Source organism: Spirosoma jeollabukense (assembly GCF_054777855.1).
The window spans coordinates 1,268,643-1,285,851 of sequence record NZ_BAAHAD010000002.1 but is presented as its reverse complement, the minus strand read 5'-3'; the positions used below and the strand labels follow the sequence as shown (position 1 = coordinate 1,285,851).

The 17,209-nt window shown below is 49.3% G+C and carries 14 protein-coding genes; 12 read left to right on the top strand and 2 right to left on the bottom strand.

From position 1 onward, the window contains the following. The first annotated feature begins 146 nt into the window (after nucleotides 1-146). The 4 genes from ACYVEA_RS13685 (at nucleotide 147) to ACYVEA_RS13670 (ending at nucleotide 3,737) form a co-directional block, all read left to right on the top strand. Nucleotides 147-914 carry a MerR family transcriptional regulator gene (locus ACYVEA_RS13685; protein WP_461113990.1) on the top strand — a complete coding sequence of 256 codons (768 nt, stop codon included), beginning with the start codon at nucleotides 147-149 and terminating at the stop codon, nucleotides 912-914. Between the two features lie 123 nt (nucleotides 915-1,037). Next, the gene (locus ACYVEA_RS13680; protein WP_461113989.1) at nucleotides 1,038-1,631 is read left to right on the top strand and encodes a hypothetical protein; all 594 of its coding nucleotides are present in this window, start codon (nucleotides 1,038-1,040) and stop codon (nucleotides 1,629-1,631) included. A gap of 166 nt (nucleotides 1,632-1,797) precedes the next feature. After that, nucleotides 1,798-2,475 carry a response regulator transcription factor gene (locus ACYVEA_RS13675; protein WP_461113988.1) on the top strand — a complete coding sequence of 226 codons (678 nt, stop codon included), beginning with the start codon at nucleotides 1,798-1,800 and terminating at the stop codon, nucleotides 2,473-2,475. Continuing rightward, nucleotides 2,472-3,737 (top strand): sensor histidine kinase, encoded by a 1,266-nt coding sequence (locus ACYVEA_RS13670; RefSeq protein WP_461113987.1) that lies wholly within the window; start codon nucleotides 2,472-2,474, stop codon nucleotides 3,735-3,737. Before ACYVEA_RS13675 ends, ACYVEA_RS13670 begins: the two co-directional genes overlap by 4 nt. Before the next feature lie 5 nt (nucleotides 3,738-3,742). On the opposite strand, the gene ACYVEA_RS13665 is transcribed toward ACYVEA_RS13670, so the two are convergent. Then, nucleotides 3,743-4,240 carry a DinB family protein gene (locus ACYVEA_RS13665; protein ID WP_461113986.1) on the bottom strand — a complete coding sequence of 166 codons (498 nt, stop codon included), beginning with the start codon at nucleotides 4,238-4,240 and terminating at the stop codon, nucleotides 3,743-3,745. Nucleotides 4,241-4,442: 202 nt separating this feature from the next. Here ACYVEA_RS13665 and ACYVEA_RS13660 point away from each other — a divergent pair, with 202 nt between their 5' ends. Beyond that, nucleotides 4,443-5,411 (top strand): NAD(P)H-quinone oxidoreductase, encoded by a 969-nt coding sequence (locus tag ACYVEA_RS13660; protein ID WP_461113985.1) that lies wholly within the window; start codon nucleotides 4,443-4,445, stop codon nucleotides 5,409-5,411. Nucleotides 5,412-5,425: 14 nt separating this feature from the next. On the opposite strand, the gene ACYVEA_RS13655 is transcribed toward ACYVEA_RS13660, so the two are convergent. Next, entirely contained in the window at nucleotides 5,426-5,749 is a 324-nt protein-coding gene (locus ACYVEA_RS13655; protein WP_461113984.1) for a hypothetical protein, read from the bottom strand. A gap of 416 nt (nucleotides 5,750-6,165) precedes the next feature. Between ACYVEA_RS13655 and ACYVEA_RS13650 the strand changes: the two genes are divergently transcribed. From ACYVEA_RS13650 to dgoD, 7 genes are all read left to right on the top strand, one after another. Further along, nucleotides 6,166-6,609, top strand: coding sequence for a cold-shock protein (locus ACYVEA_RS13650; protein WP_461113983.1), 444 nt, complete (start codon nucleotides 6,166-6,168; stop codon nucleotides 6,607-6,609). Between the two features lie 328 nt (nucleotides 6,610-6,937). Further along, nucleotides 6,938-7,978 carry a LacI family DNA-binding transcriptional regulator gene (locus ACYVEA_RS13645; protein ID WP_461113982.1) on the top strand — a complete coding sequence of 347 codons (1,041 nt, stop codon included), beginning with the start codon at nucleotides 6,938-6,940 and terminating at the stop codon, nucleotides 7,976-7,978. 66 nt (nucleotides 7,979-8,044) lie between these two features. Continuing rightward, nucleotides 8,045-9,289 (top strand): mandelate racemase/muconate lactonizing enzyme family protein, encoded by a 1,245-nt coding sequence (locus tag ACYVEA_RS13640; RefSeq protein ID WP_461113981.1) that lies wholly within the window; start codon nucleotides 8,045-8,047, stop codon nucleotides 9,287-9,289. Nucleotides 9,290-9,486: 197 nt separating this feature from the next. Next, nucleotides 9,487-12,636 (top strand): SusC/RagA family TonB-linked outer membrane protein, encoded by a 3,150-nt coding sequence (locus tag ACYVEA_RS13635; RefSeq protein WP_461113980.1) that lies wholly within the window; start codon nucleotides 9,487-9,489, stop codon nucleotides 12,634-12,636. Nucleotides 12,637-12,726: 90 nt separating this feature from the next. Then, nucleotides 12,727-14,262, top strand: a complete 1,536-nt coding sequence (locus ACYVEA_RS13630) for a SusD/RagB family nutrient-binding outer membrane lipoprotein (protein ID WP_461113979.1) — start codon at nucleotides 12,727-12,729, stop codon at nucleotides 14,260-14,262. Between the two features lie 143 nt (nucleotides 14,263-14,405). After that, nucleotides 14,406-15,761, top strand: coding sequence for an enolase C-terminal domain-like protein (locus tag ACYVEA_RS13625; protein ID WP_461113978.1), 1,356 nt, complete (start codon nucleotides 14,406-14,408; stop codon nucleotides 15,759-15,761). 145 nt (nucleotides 15,762-15,906) lie between these two features. Then, a complete protein-coding gene (dgoD, locus tag ACYVEA_RS13620; RefSeq protein ID WP_461113977.1) occupies nucleotides 15,907-17,154 on the top strand; it encodes a galactonate dehydratase in 1,248 nt (415 codons plus the stop codon). Nucleotides 17,155-17,209: the final 55 nt, after the last annotated feature.

Here is a 17,209-nt window from a genome sequence, read left to right as displayed (position 1 = left end):
TGATCAACCGTCGATTTTGTGTGATAAAGTGTTCTAAAACGGCGATGAATCCCATCAGGCCTTTTTGAAAAAAGTGCAATTTTCTCTTGACTCTCCCCTTACGTCATAGCCTACATTTGGTTCGTCAATCAGAACAGGCAGCGTTTATGCGATACTATTCAGTCAATAATCTGGCGAAACTGGCCGGTGTTAGTGTGCGCACACTGCACCACTATGATCGTCTGGGTCTGTTGAAACCATCCGTCCGTACCGAGGCCAGGTACCGGCTGTATGGCGAAAACGAGCTGATCCGCCTACAGCAGATTCTCTTTTACAAGGAACTGGACTTCTCGCTCAGCGAAATTTCCAGCATCCTTAAAGACCCGGATTTCAATCCGATCACTGCGCTGGAAAGCCATAAACTGGCGCTTCAGGCTCGACAATACAGGATCACTACGTTGCTGGCTACGATTGACAAAACTATTTCAACTTTAAAAGGAGAACGAGTTATGTTAACGAACGAAGAACTATACGAAGGCTTTCCTACGGGACAGACGTATCGCCGGGAAGCAATAGAGAAATACAGTGCAAAGGAAGTGGAAGCCAGTGAGCAAAACCTGCGTCAACGGGGAAAAGCGGGCTTTGAGCAGTTGAAAGCGGATCAACAGGCTATTGCGAAAATGCTGGCAAGCATGACGCAGCCAGACCCAATCAGCGACGTAGTACAGCAACAGATAGCGCGCCATTATGCCAACATTCGCGGGTTCTGGGGCGAAGACGTTTGCCGGGACAAAAATATGGCCGAAGCCTACAAAGGATTAGCGCAGCTATACGTAGATGATCCGCGCTTTACGAGCCATAACGGACAGGAAAATCCTGAATATGCTGTCTTTTTGAAAAAGGCAATGACTTATTTTGCCGACACACAATTATAAAATAGTTTAACCACAGAGTTACGGAGATTACACCGAGAACACAGAGTTAAAAAATAAACATCCTGACTCCGTGTTCTTGGTGTAATCTCCGTAACTCTGTGGTTAAACTATTTCCAACCTGGCATGAAAGAAGCCTTTTATCTCCTTACCCTTATTATTCTTTTCGGTTGTTCGAATGAGAAAAAATCAAGCCAGTCGGCAAAGGGCGATACAGTTCAAACGAACGTAGCAACCAGCTCTCCCCAGCCAACCAAAGCCCCGCCAGCAAAACCGGCCATTCAACGAGAAACCTCGCCCCAGGTTACTACGTGGACGTACGAAAACAAATCCGATAAAATCGGGGGAACGGTTTCCAGAGCGTCAATCACTTCGCCCGATTCGCTAAAATTTGGTTTCCCCTACGAAGCCGGATCAACCGCTACGTTAACAATCCGGAAACGAGACGATAACACCACCTTGTTCCTGCGGGTGTCGAATGGACAGTTTAACCGGAGTTTCCAGGGAGGCAATGCCCGCATTCGATTTGACAATGAACCAGCCGCTACGTATACCTTCTCGGCTGCCGAAAACGGGAGTGCCAATGTCATCTTTTTCGACGCCGTCCAGAAGTTAATCAGGAAAATAAAAGCGTCGAAGAAAATGGTCATTGACGTTGAATTTTACGCCCAGGGTACCAGGCAGATTGAGTTCAGGACGGCCGGGTTGACATGGAAGTAAACGTATATCTCGTTCTCGCCGGGTTGAAACCAGCGCAAGTTATTACACTCACGTATACATTGCATCGAGTTTCAACCCGATGTAGTGGCAAAAAGTGATGCCAGGACATCCCAAATTTTTCCAACATTGACCGCTACTTTAGCGACACATTAGCGCGAGAAATACCATGAAAGTACTGGTCGTAGAGGATGAGAAAGGGCTGGCCGAGAGTATAACCGACTACATGGTGCAGGATGGGTACATCTGCGAAACGGCTACTACGTTCGGGGAGGCCGAGGAAAAAATACACTTGTACAATTACGACTGTATCATTGTCGATTTGACGCTGCCCGATGGTAACGGATTCCAGATTATTGAGACCCTTAAACGCCTGACAGCAACGACAGGTGTTATTATCATATCGGCCCGTAATGCGCTGGAAGACAAGTTAAAGGGCCTGGAAATTGGCTCCGATGATTACCTGACCAAGCCGTTCCACTTGTCAGAACTGAATGCCCGGGTTAAGTCGCTGCTACGTCGGCGTCAGTTTGGCGGACATACCGAAATTCGGTTTCAGGAGATTCGGGTCGTGCCGCACACCCGCAACGTATTCGTGAATGGCCAAGCCACGACCCTGTCGCGCAAGGAGTATGACTTACTGCTCTATTTTCTGTCCAACATCGACGTAGCACTAACCAAAGCCTCCATTGCCGAGCATCTTTGGGGCGACAACATCGACTCCGTCGATTCGTTCGATATTGTGTATTCGCATATCAAAAACCTGCGTCGAAAGTTGCTGGAAAAAGGTGCCGCCGACTACGTTCAATCCATCTACGGCATCGGCTATAAATTCAGTATGCCTTGAAACTGCTCACCAAAACCAACCGGATTTACCTGGCATTCTCGCTGGTAATCTATCTGTTAACGGCCGTGTCGTTTTACCAGATTATCCGCATGGTCATTTACGACGAAGTCGAAAACCGGTTACGGGTCGAAAAGCGGGATTTTGAAGAATACGTACGGACGCACAACGCCTGGTCGACCATTCCTTATTTTGTTGAAAACAAGATTGTAGTCGTGCCGGCACGGGGCCGTAAATTCCAGCGGGAAGTTTTCACCGACACATTGATTCAGAATCGGTACGATAACGAACTGGCGCCCTTTCGCCAATTAACTTTTTATGAACCTATCGAGGGCGTCATGCACCGGGTGTCGATCCGTAAATCGCTGATTCAGACGTATCGGCTAATCGAAGTTATTACGGTTGTTATGGTCGTTTTTCTGGGCTTGCTGCTGCTGGGTTCATTCTGGTTTCAGGGAAAACTTTCGGGTCGGCTCTGGCACCCTTTCTACAATACGCTGGCCCGGCTTAAATTCTTCGATCTGACCAGTGACAAACCGCTGGAACTGGATAAATCTGAAATTACGGAGTTCATGGAGTTGAATGAAGTACTTCAGAAAATGGCTGACAAAATGCGGCAGGACTACAGCAGCCTGAAAGAGTTCACCGAAAACGCGTCGCACGAAATGCAGACACCCCTGGCGTTGATAAATGCCAAAGTCGAGCAACTCATTCAAACGAAACAGCTAACAGAAGTTCAGATGAACTGGATCGACAGCATCTACCAGGCTTCCCGCCGTATTGCCCGGTTAAATCAGGGGTTACTGCTATTAGCGAAGATTGAAAACCGGCAATTTAACGACGTCCACCAGATCAATTTCACGCAGCTCTTGATCGAGAAGTTACAGGACATGGAGGAAGTCCTCACCCACAAACACCTGACCGTGAGCGAGCAACTAACAGCGCCATTCGACGTATTATTGCCCGCATCGCTGGCCGATAGTTTAGTTACGAATCTGGTTAGCAACGCCATCAAGCATAATCAGGCGGGTGGACAAATAAAGCTGACCTCGACGAACAATCAACTCAGTTTAAGCAATACGGGTGGGCTGTTAACATCGGACCCGGAACGGCTTTTTGAGCGATTCAAAAAGGAAAGTACCGGGCCCGATTCTGTTGGGCTGGGGTTAGCCATTGTCAAGCAGATCTGCGACAGCTACAACATCGGGGTTTCGTACCACTACGTTGATAATATGCACACGATTTCCCTGACGGCTTCCCGGTAAAGCTATCAATTCCAGGCATCCAGCAATCGCCGGATGATGATGATTTCTCCAACGTGGTAGGCGGTATGATCGGCCACCAGCAGGATTTCCCGAAGCAGGTTTTGTCCATCGCCATGCGCAAAAGGTGTATAAAAGTCAGGCTCGGGATCATTGATTAGCGCCACAACGGCCTCACGATCTTCCCGAATCTGTTTCAGCGCCTGCTGCCAGTCCTCTTCCGTCGGTGCTACGTTCTTGGTCCAATAGCTGTCTGGCCAGGGCCGCGACTGATAATTCGGGTTGCGGGAAAAATCGAGGATATCCTCTTGAACGATACGAATATGGTCAACAATTTGCCAGATGCTATACGGCAGTTTATCCGGCTTCACACCCCGTAATTCGGTTGGCAAATCCTTAACAGCCGCATCAAACGATTTATGCGCATTGCTTCCGGTCAGTAAAGAGATCAGTTGCTTACGTAGTGCGGAGGTTGTATCGGCGACAGGTTGATTGGATTCGGTCATGATTTATATGGTTTACCCTTGTTTATAAACTACCAATTTTCAGCCAAAAAAGTTATAGGACTTTCGCTTAGAGCCGTGCCACGGTTCCTGACAACACTTGGTGAACCGTGGCACGGCTCTAAGCGAAAGTCCTAATTTATTCGCCCGGCGCTACGTTCCTTTATTTTTCTGACAAAACCCAGGTATCGTTGGTTATCAAGGTATGAAAGCCATAATTATCAGTCGCCCCGGCGACGGGTCTGTTCTACAACTTCAGGAGTGCCCTACGCCACACCCTCAGGCAGGGCAAGTTCTTATACGGGTTCACGCGGCTGGCGTGAACCGCAGCGATATTCACCAGCGGCAGGGCGGTTACGGAACCGATCCAACGGGCCAGATTCCGGGTCTTGAAGTAGCCGGTATTATCGAAAAATGCGGGGCCAATGTTAGTCGCTGGCAGGTGGGCGATGCAGTCTGTGCCTTACTCACAGGCGGGGGCTATGCGGAATACGTAGCAGTCGATGAACGCCATTGTTTGCCTTTACCCACAAACCTCTCGTTTGTCGAAGCAGCTTCTCTACCCGAAACCATATTGACTGTCTGGTCAACGGTTTTTCAGTGGGGGCGTTTGAAGCAGGGGGAAAATTTTCTGGTGCACGGTGGGAGCAGTGGCATTGGTATTACAGCGATTCAGTTAGCGAAAGCCTTTGGCGCCCATGCCTATGCCACAGCGGGCAGCGATGAAAAATGTGCGGCCTGCGAACAGCTTGGTGCAATCAGATGCATCAACTACAAAAAAGAGGACTTTGAAAAGGCACTTTCCAGTACGGAAATTAACGTCATTCTGGATATGGTCGGGGGTACGTACACACCTAAAAACCTACGCCTGATGGCCCAGGATGGCCGGTTGATGTTTATCAACTCCATGCAGGGAGCCGATAGCCAGATTCATATTCCAACCCTTATGCGAAAGCGAATTACCATCAGTGGTAGTATGCTCAAGCCCCGTGATGACGATTTTAAAGCCGCTTTGACTGCCGATGTCGAAAAGCAGGTGTGGCCCCTACTGACCGATGGTCAACTGAAACCCCTTGTTTACCGTACCTTTCCCCTAGCTGAAGCAAGTCAGGCACAAACGTTAATGGAAAGCAGTGAGCATACCGGCAAAATTATCCTTGACCTTGACACTTAACCCGAAAAAATCAATCAATAACCTTCATCCGTAACCAGATAATAGCTTTTGCTCTGGATTTGCTGATCTGGTGCGGCAATGGTAAAGGTCAGCCATTCGACATGCGTGTATTCGTCGAAAGGAGCGCTGTGGCTGTCGGTCACTTCCTGACTTTGCCCTGCTAACTGGTCTTTGATGAAGTCAATAGCCTCTTCCCGCGAATCGAAACTGCCCAGCAAATCACCGAAGTCGAGCGTAGGTTCTTCGTTGGGCAGTTCGCCCTGAGTATTTGAAATGGGGGATCCAGGGTGCCCGGATTGATTGGCTTTTGCAGGGGCGTCATACAGTTCTATGGTCATAGGAACACTAGGTTAGGCTGAAAAAGCAGCTATTCACTGATAACTGCCCGAATAGACAACTCAATAAACGGGTAAGTGTTGGTGATGGACTGCTTTTACGTAGCCGTCTGTAGCGACTTTCTTCTCTTTATAAAGCAACGTGATTTCAGGGAATATATGTTACCGGTAAAAGTAGTTACGTAGCTTCAGTTATGACGCCAGAAAACTGAAGAAAAGCAATGAAATTGTCCATTGCGAAATGAAATTTGAAAAGTTTACGTCAGTAGACAACTTATATCAGTTACCTATGGTTCATTAAGTAAGGATCTGATTTTTCACTATATAAATTAGATTGCTCAGTAGTACCAGGGCCTCCTTCTCGATATAAAGTCATGACGCTTTCAGCCATGATACGCCCACGAGAATAAACACAACCAATGGAAACATTTAATAAAAAGGAAAAAGAAAAGTTAAGACAGAAAAAGAGAAAAGATAAGCAGGAGAAGAAAGAAGATCGGAAAGCGAATGCCCAAAAGGGCCAGTCGCTTGATGAGATGTTGGCTTATGTGGACGAAAATGGCAACATTACGAACACCCCTCCTGATCCCCGACGAAAGAGACAAATAAACGAGGAAGATATCCAGCTTGGTGCCGCCAAAGTGGAAAGTGGTCCGGCTCAGGATGTGATCCACCAGGGTGTAGTGACCTTCTTTAATGCCTCGAAGGGGTATGGCTTTATTAAAGACCTGCAGACGCAGGCAAGCATATTCGTGCACATTAATGCCCTGACTGAGCCAATCAATGAGCAGGATAAAGTAACATTTAGCCTTACCTCAACCCCCAAAGGGCCTAATGCGATTGACGTAAAGAAAGTCGCGTAACCTTCCTGCTAACAGCGATATTCGTTCCTCTTATTACAACCAACATAGGGTAATAAGAGGCATACAGCCCCAGCTAGCTATCATGGCCAGTTGGGGCTGTATGTCTTTTTGGCGTATTCGTATAAAGTTCTTCTCTCCCTAAAGCTTCTTTACGCTTCCCATCCCCTTCATTGCTGCCTGACTTAGTGCGTCTAATCATCTTACCAGCAAAGTCTAAAGGTAACCATTCCTGAAAATTGTATTATTTGTTAAAAAAACATTAAAAAAATTTATCAAATTCTTTTTTGTTTAAAGGATTAAGCATAGATTTGGGCGCAATAATTAATGGATGAGTGCTAAAAAAACTTCGTTAAAGGATATAGCGCAACGAGCAGGCGTTTCTATGGCGCTCGTGTCTTATGTCCTGAATGGGAAAGAAAAGGAAAGTCGGGTTGGACAGGAAATTGCGGCTAAAATCAAGCAAATAGCAAATGAATTAGGCTACCAGCCGAATCATCTGGCAAAAAGTTTACGCAGCGGTAAGACGCATACCATCGGGTTAATTATCGCCGATATTTCAAACCCGTTTTTTGCGAACATCGCCCGGGTCGTAGAAGATGAAGCAAAGCGACATGGATATACCGTGATTATTGGGAGTTCAGACGAAAACGCCGAAAAATCGCGGGATTTATTGAACGTATTGATTAACCGACAGGTCGATGGGTTTATCATTGTTTCGGCCGAAGATTCACATGAGCAGGTTCAGGAGCTAAAAGACAAGAAAATACCCTTCGTTTTATTAGATCGGTATTTTCCAGCTATACAAACCGATTTCGTATCCACCAATCATTATAAAGCGGCCTATAATGCGGGCATACACCTAGTTAAAAACGGATATAAACGCATTGGGATGATTGCCTACGATTCGCAGCTTTTCCACATGCAGGAGCGGATAAGAGGCTATGTAGAAGCGTTGACGGATAATCATATTCCGTTTCAGGAGCATTGGTTAAAAAAGGTGCGTATCAGCACCATCGAACAGGGGGTGAAAGCAGCCATTGATGAAATGCTGGCGTCTGAACAACCGATAGATGCGCTGATGTTTGCTACGTATAGCCTGGCGATTAATGGATTGAAATATATCAATGAAGTACGTTTACATGTTCCGGGCGATTTGGCCATTGTTAGTTTCGGACAGGCAGAAGCCTTTGATCTTTACTATTGTCCGATAACGTATTTAAAACAGCCAATTGGACTTTTGGGCCAAACAGCGGTTGAATTGCTAGTCAAAAAATTAAAAGATCCTCAGGCCGAAACGTCCCAGATACTTATGGAAGCAGAATTGATCATACGCGCTTCTTCAAAAACAAAACATATTGTAAAAAGCTAGTTTTATCCATTTGCTTAAACGATTAAGCTGAACGTTAACTTGACTATTCCTTACCCTTAACCCTACATGCAACGCAGAAACTTTCTTAAATCCGCTTTAGTCAGTTCGACCGCCGTCTGGGCTGGTTTGCCCATCGTGCAAGCTCTTGCTGCGGCACCCAAGCTAAAAATCACCAAGATCAGGTATTATGCAGCTCCCGGCTATAACAAACCGCTGTTTAACCAGGCGCGCGGAATAGTCGAAATTGAAACCGACGGCGGCATCATCGGCATTGGCGAGGGTGGCTCAAAAGATATGATCGAGCAATGTGCGCAGATGATTATTGGTGAAGATCCCTTTCGGGTCGAACACCTCTGGCAGAATGTGTACCGGGGCATGTTTTATCCACCGGGCCGGGAAAAACTCCACGCCCTGGGGGCTTTGGAAATGGCCCTCTGGGACATCAAGGGAAAAGCATTGGGCGTACCAGTCTACGACTTGCTGGGGGGCGCCACCCGCGACTACGTGGAATGTTACGCTACGGGCTTCCGGGCGTCGAAGGCCAAAAACGAGGAAGATCGGGCCCGGGATTGCATCGAAGCCGGTTTACGGGCCTATCGGATTGGTCCAACCGGCGGCAATGGTGATCAGCCATTTGACTTCTACGATAACGCTAAAAAGACGATCGAATTCTGCAAACGCATCGACTTAGCCGTAGGCGGGGGTGGCAAATGGGCCCTTGACCTGCACACGCGCTTCGATCTGACGGAGGGCATCAAAATCTGCAAGGCATTAGAGAATATGGAGCCTTATTTCGTCGAGGATATCGTTCGGTCTGAAAATCCGGCAGTCTACAAAACGGTACGTCAGATGACAAATGTGCCTATCGCGGTTGGCGAGCAATTCGGTGATCGGTGGGACATTAATGAGTTCATTGAGCAACGCCTAATTGATTATACGCGCATTACGTTACCGAACACGGGCGGCATTGGTGAATTTAAAAAGATAGCTTCCTTGTGCGAAACGCACTACGTTGGCATGATTCCGCACTTTACGGGTCCCCTATCGACGGCGGCACTGGTGCATGTGCTGGGTTCCAGCAGCCCCAACCGCTGCCTGATGGAGCTGGGCGGTGGCGAACCTGAGCGACCAGCCTACTTCAACGAGGATTTTATTAACTTCAAAAATGGCAAGTTATACCTGAATCCAAGTCCGGGGCTGGGTGTGAAGTTCGATCCCAAGAAGGCCACATTCGTGATGGAAGTAACGGCTAAAACGCAGTTCCCGCACCCGATTTTGAAAAGCCCGGACGGCGCTATTCATAACTGGTAAACCTACCAACTGAAGCTGGTGGCTACCTGCATCAGTTGGCAACCTTAATGACAGAGCTAATCCGTTACTAATCAACCGCTTCCGCTGGTTAGGCAAGCTGTTTTCATACCCTTCCTAAAATTAAACTATATCAACATTAATCATTACTATATATAGATGGATTTGCCTTTTCCTAGAACCCTTAATCAATTTTTTCCATGAATAAAGCTCTAATTCTTCTTCTATTTTATCCCTTTTTATGCTGTTGCCTGGCGTTTGGGCAGAGCAGTAAGGTGACCGGCAAAGTAACCGGAAGAGATAATCAGGGTCTTCCGGGCGTGAACGTCGTTGTGGGTGGCACGTCGACGGGTACGGCTACCGATGCGGAAGGAAATTATTCAATTAACGTACCCACAACTGGCTCACTGGTCTTTTCGTACATCAGCTACGTGACTCAGACAGTTCCGGTGAATAATCGCTCCATCATCAATGTGACACTGGCCGAAGATGCCAAAATCCTTGACGAATATGTTATAACAGCCCTCGGTATCAAGCGGGAAGCCAAAACACTGGGGTACGCGACGGCCACGGTCAATGCTGACCAGATTTCGACCAACCGCACGCCCAATTTTGTGAGTGGATTACAGGGTAAAATGGCGGGCGTAAATATTACCACGATGGGAACGGGACCTGCCGGAACAGCCAAGATTCGGATTCGCGGACAGTCGTCATTCAGTGGGCAAAACAATCCGCTGATTGTTGTGAATGGTGTACCGATCGACAATACGAACAGCTCTCTCGGTGGCGATTATAGTGCCCGTAGCACGACGGGTCTCCCCGTCAACAGTTCGGACGGGGGCGATGGGTTGAGCAGCATCAACCCCGACGATATTGAAACCATGACCGTCCTGAAAGGAGGCACCGCAGCCGCCCTCTACGGATCCCGCGCCAAAGACGGGGTGGTGATGATTACCACCAAAAACCGGGGTGCAGGCAAAGGGTTTGGCGTGACGTATAACGCCAATTTAACCACCGACACACCGCTGGACTTCACGGATTTTCAGTACGAATATGGTCAGGGTGAGGGTGGTGTACGACCAACGGCCCCTTTTCCCTCTTCGGGAGTATGGAGTTTTGGGGAGAAGTTTCAGCCGGGTATGACGCAGATGCTGTTCGACGGTAAGACTTTCCCATATGAGCCAGTCTACAACCGGGTGAAGCAGTTTTACCGCGTGGGAACCAACTTTACCAACACCGTAACTGTAGCGAATAATGGGACAAATGGTGGTTTCAGCCTGTCGTTTGGCAACACCGACAACCGGGGGATCATGGAGAATAATACCTTCAACCGCAAAGTGATCAACCTGGGATTCACCCAGAATATCAACAGCAAACTGACTGCATCGGGAAATATCAACTACTCGAAAGAGAATAACGTCAATCCTCCGCAGGTAAACGCCCAGGATTTTTCAGTATCGACGGTGGTGTTCACCCTGGCAAACTCAATGCCTTTCCAGGCACTGCGGGACAATCAGACCTACCCCAATGGCGATGAACTTTCGATCGCCCGCTTTCTGGTACGTAATAACCCGTACTATTCCATGAGCCATCACTTTGAGAACATCAAACGCGACCGGCTTTTTGGCAACGTTGCCCTCAAATACCAGTTCACCGACTGGCTGTATCTGCAGGGACGTATCGCGCAGGACTTTTATATCCGCAATCAGGATTACAACATCCCTAACGGTTACGCACCAATTGCCAAAGCCCCGGTTGGCTACGTAAACGGTTCCTACACCCAGGACGTACGTCAGAATACCGAACGGAATATCGACTTTATTCTGGGCGGGAACAGAACCTTTGGGAAGATCGGGGTAGACGTCACGCTGGGGGGCAACGCACGGTACGCTCGCATTGACTACAACAGCGTGACGGTACAGGATTTTATACAGCCAGGCCTGTATACAGTTGCCAATGGCCGGATTAAAAACCCGATCTATGCGCTGTCGGAGAAGAAAATTAACTCGCTGTATGGGTCCGCCACGATTTCCTATCGGGATTTCCTGTTCCTGACCGCAACGGCCCGTAACGACTGGTTCTCGACACTGGCTCCGTCTAACCGCAGTATTCTGTACCCATCCGTCACCGGCAGTTTCGTATTCTCGCAAGCGTTTGAAGGGTTACCTGCCTGGCTGTCGTTCGGGAAGTTACGGGCGGCTTATGCGCAGGTCGGGTCGGATAACGTAGATCCATATTCGAACGCGCTCTACTACCAGGTCGATAACAACTCGTTCCCCAATCCGTCGGGACAGCTCGTGCCGGTGGGCGGCATAAACGCGTCGCAGGTTCCGAACAAAAACCTGCGTCCGCTTCGTATCCAGGAAGCCGAAGTTGGTCTGGAACTGAAGCTGTTCAACAACAAAGTAGGCTTTGATTTCACCTATTACCACAAAACGACGGAAGACCAGATTCTGGCCGCCCAGATTTCGGATGCCTCTTCGTATACCAGCAAGCTGATCAACGTTGGCCGGAGTATGAACCAGGGGTTGGAGGTATTACTGACATTCTCGCCCGTTGTTACGCCAAAATTCCGCTGGGATGTGAGTGCCAATGCGTCCTACAATACGTCCAAAGTGCTTCAATTAGGGCTGTCGCCAAACGATACCGTCATTACGGTAAGCGGTGGCAGCGGTCGGGTACTGAATCAGGTAGTGGGCAAACCCATCGGCCAGTTGTACACTTTCAAGTATCTGCGGGATGCCCAGGGACGGCAGGTATTCGACGCCAATAGTGGGATGCCACTACGTAATAACACGCTCGTGGACGTGGGCAATGCCCTGCCAAAATACTTCGGCGGCATCACCAATACGATCACGTATCAGGGTCTGTCGTTATCCTTCCTGATTGACTTCAAGTTGGGCCACAAAATGATCACTGGTCGAAATATCAACTACATGCGCCACGGTCTGTCGAAGCGGACGCTGCCGGGCCGGGATGTAGGGTACGTGATCGGGAACGGTGTCAATCCGAATGGGGAGATCAACACGACAAAAGCGGCCGTGCAACCCTTCTACGAATCTATTAACCCACTGGGTATCAACGAAGATTTCGTAAATAACGCTGGATTCTGGAAACTACGGCAAATTTCACTAGGCTATGACTTCACCAAATTACTTCCCCAGAACCTGTTCATCAAAGGATTAAGGTTAAATGCCATTGCCAACAACGTTCTGGTCATCAAGAAATGGACCGAAAATATGGACCCGGAAGAAGCGCTGGTTTCCTCAGACAATAGCGTAGGACTGGATTTCTGGCCTGGGCTTCCCCCAACCCGCAGTATCGGCTTTAACCTGAATGTTCGATTTTGATCAGTATTCGGTTTGAAGTTTTCGGTAGCTGACGCAAGACCGCTATGCGTAACAGAAAACCGGAAACCGAATACCATAAACCAAAAAATCATGAAACTAACGATAAAACATACCCTTAGCCTGCTCCTCTCGCTGAGTCTGCTTACGGGCTGCGATCAGGGCTTTGACGAGATAAATACCAACAAGGTAGACCCAACGTCGCTGGCCGCGCCAATGGTGCTTAACAAGGCCATTATTAACACAAACTACCTCGACGGGTTTGGCACGCTGGGCATGCTGACCTACAATTTTGGCATTGTACAGCAGATTATTACGCCCTACGGCAGCTCGTTGTCGGGAGCCAATTACGACCAGGTCAACAGTAGCAATACGCCCCTGGTCTGGCAGAATTTCTACCGCAATGTGCTCAAACAACTCGTGTCGGTGCTGGACCAAACCAAGAACGACCCGCTACAGGTAAATACCTACCAGGCGGCCCGCATCTGGAAAGCCTACGTCTTCATGATTCTGACTGACACCTATGGGGACATCCCCTACACGGAAGCGGGTCAGGGGTATACCACGGAGATTATAACGCCCAAATACGACGCACAGCAGGATATTTACAAAGACATTCTGAAAGAACTCGATGAAGCCTCAGTTGGTCTGACTACCACGCAATCGCCGGTTGTTACGGACATACTGTACGGTGGTGACGTAGCAAAGTGGAAAAGGCTGGGGTATTCGTTCATGCTGCGGGCGGCTATGCGGCTCACCAAGGTTGATCCGGCGATGGCTGAAACGTACGTAAAGAAAGCCGTGGCAGGTGGTGTGTTGCAATCCAACGCCGACAACTCAACCCTCCGACACACGGCCATTTATAACAACTACATCGCCAATCACTTACAGGCTCGCGAAAAAACCAACTTCTACCTGGCAGCCCCTTTTGTTGATTATTTGAAAGCAAATAATGATCCTCGTCTGCCCATTTTTGCCGTGCGTTACGTGGGTGCCAAAGGCGGTCAGGAGCAGGTGGCCGCGCGGGCTTCGTCTGATCCGGCGGTACAAATCGGTATGCCGATGGGCTACAACGACGTATCGATCAATACGGTACTGGCGCAGAACAAGGTGGTCAGCCTGTGGGATTTCACGCAGGTGAATCTCACGACAGTATTGAAACTGGATGCGCCCGAATTTCATGTGACCTATGCTCAGACTCAGTTGCTACTCGCTGAAGCTGCCGTCCGCGGCTGGGTAACGGGTACGGCAGCTGACTATTACGCAAAAGGCATCCGGGCTAACCTGGAGCAGATGGCGTCGTACGGGTCGACCATTCCGGAAGCGAGCATCAAGGCGTATCTGGATGCCCACCCACTGGATGCCTCCAAGGCACTGGACCAGATCAACACTCAGTACTGGGTCGCATCCTTCCTGGACGGCAACGAATCGTGGGCCAACTTCCGACGTAGTGGTTTCCCAGCCCTAAAGAAAAACCCGTACCCTGGCTCCGAAGTGAAAGGCGATTTCATCCGGCGTATGCCTTACCCTGACAGCGAGATCGTTGTCAACTCAGGCAAGCTGAATGAAGCGATCACACGGCAAGGCCCCAACACGCTCGATACGCGGGTATGGTGGGATAAGAAGTAAGAATCCTCATTTTCTTTTTGTCGTTCTGACGAAGAAAGAATCTTCGCTACTTGTATAAAATCAGACATAACCGAATATTCTTCCTTCGTCAGAACGACAAAACAAATCAATTCCAATTTTCTCAACCCTTTTCCTTTTTTCTCATGAACCAACCTGATCAAAGCCGCCGTGACACGTTAAAAATGCTGGGTTTCGGCTCGACAGCCGGCGTACTGGGCCTCTTTGGCGGCATGTCTACCGCTGAAGCCCGTGAACAACAAGGCAAACCCCAATACGCTGTCGGAGCACCACCCGTCAAAATCAAAAGTGTTAAAGCCATTGCCACCGCTCCGCAGGGGTCCAACCTGATCGTGGTAAAAGTCGAAACGACAGAGCCCGGTTTATACGGACTGGGCTGTGCTACGTTTACCCAACGGGCGGCTACCGTCATTGTCGCCATCAATACGTATCTGAATGAGTTTTGCGTCGGCAAGGATGTCGACAACATCGAAGACATGTGGCAGTCAGCTTACGTTAGCTCCTACTGGCGCAATGGGCCTGTGCTCAATAACGCCCTATCGGGATTGGACCAGGCTCTTTGGGACATCAAAGGCAAGCGGGCCAAAATGCCTGTTTACCAGTTGCTGGGTGGTAAGGTTCGGTTTGCCATTCCCTGTTACACCCATGCCGGTGGCAACACCCCCGAAGCGACGGCCGATAGTGTCAAGAAATTTATGGAGCAGGGCTTCAAGTACATCCGCATTCAGCAGGGCGGCTACGGTGGCGTTGGCAGCAATGTCGATAAGCCCGATTTTAAAACGGCGGGTTTTGGCTACGAAGGCGATGCATACATGAACGTAATGGGTTACCTCAAGTCGGTACCCAAAATGTTTAACGTGGTGCGGAAAGAGTGCGGGGAAGAGATTGAACTGCTCCACGATGTCCACGAACGGGTGCAGCCCATGGAAGCCATCAACATGATCAAGCAGGTGGAAGAGTATCGCCCGTTCTTTATCGAAGATCCCTTCTCACCCGAAAACATGAAGTGGTTCGCGCAACTACGCCAGACCACAACGGTGCCGATTGCGATGGGTGAGCTGTTCAACAACATCAATGAATTTAAGGAGCCGATGGCCAATCAGTGGTTCGACTACATCCGGATACACGTCTCGCAGATTGGGGGCATCACGCCCGCTATGAAGGTAGCCCGGTTGGGGGAATGGTTCAACGTCCGGACGGCCTGGCACGGACCAGGGGACGTATCGCCCGTAGGTCATGCAGCTCACGCTCACATTGATCTGGCCGTCTGGAACTTCGGCATTCAGGAAGCGGTGGCCTTTTCGGACAAGATGAAAGAGGTTTTCAGTGGCTGCCCCACGATGGACAAAGGGTATATGTCAGTTAATGAAGTACCGGGTTTAGGTGTAGACATCAACGAGAAAGAAGCGGCCAAGTATCCGATCACCACCAAATCGAACTGGCAGGTGCGCAAAATGGACGGGACGATTATCCGGCCATAAGTCGGTTTACAGTATTCGGTTTACGGTGGTTGAAGCTCGTATAGCTTACAGAAGAGCCACCGTAAACTAAATACCGTAAACTTAAATCTCCTTTTTTTTATGCCTTGCTTAAACGATTAACAACCTACTTTTTAACTAAACCCGAATGAAATCTCCAGTTAAAAAATCCGGCATGTCGCGCCGTTCAGCTATTCAGTCCGTGTTAGGCGTGGCCGGAATGGGCACAATGGTGTTACCCCAAACATCGTATGCCGCCAGCCCCGGCCACTTTGCCGATTACAGCAAGGTGAAGATTACCAAACTCGAAACTTTTCTGGTGAAGCCCCGGTGGATTTTCCTGAAAATTCATACGGATGTTGGTGTATACGGTCTGGGGGAACCGTTGCTTGAAGGGCGGGCGCTGACCATTCAGACCGCCATCAAAGAAGTAGAACCGTATCTGATTGGTAAAGACCCGCGGCATGTGGTGCATCATTGGCAGGCCATTTATCGACACGCCTTTTACCGGGGTGGCCCGATTCTGACGAGCGCCTTGAGCGGCATCGACCATGCATTGTGGGACATTAAAGGCAAGTTGTTGAACGTACCGGTTTATGAGCTGCTGGGCGGCCCTACCCGCGACCGTGTCCGGATTTACGGTCGGGCCAGCAATGCGGAGGATATGAAAAAACGGAAGGCCGAAGGATACACGGTTATCAAAACGGGTGTTGCCCATAAGAACCCGGCCAACATTGTCGAAAATCCGCAATTCATCAAATACGCCGTCGACAATTTTGCGTCACTGCGCGAAGCCGGTGGTCCCGACATGGACATTGCTATCGATTTTCACGGTAATATTTCGCCCCAAACAGCCAAGGTGCTCATTAAGCAGTTGGAACCCTTTCAACCTATGTTTATCGAGGAACCCTGTCAGGCACAGAACGTGGACATTATGGCCGACATCGCACGGGGAACACATCTGCCGATCGCAGCTGGCGAACGTATTTTCACCAAATGGGGCTTCCGTGAACTACTGGAAAAGAAAGCGGTCAGCATCGTTCAGCCCGACCTGTGTCATGCCGGTGGCATTACCGAAGGCCGCCTGATTGCGGGCATGGCCGAAGCCTACTACGTTCCCGTGGCTCCTCACAATCCGATGGGGCCTATCTCTCTGGCCGTAGGTCTGCATCTGGCGGCTAGTATCCCCAATTTTCTGGTACAGGAGCAAGTCTCGCTGGGCGAAGGCTATATAAAAAAACCGTTCAAGCTGCAATCTGACGGCACCGTTATGATCCCCAATGGTCCGGGCCTGGGTATCGAGTTGGACGAAGCTCTGATGAAAGACAAAATTGGCCATGACTGGAAAAACCCCGAGAGCTACAATGCCCTCGACGGATCCGTAGTGGACTGGTAAGTAAGGTATCCATGGGCTTTAGCCCGTGTTGTGACCAGGATGATTCCAGGGCTGA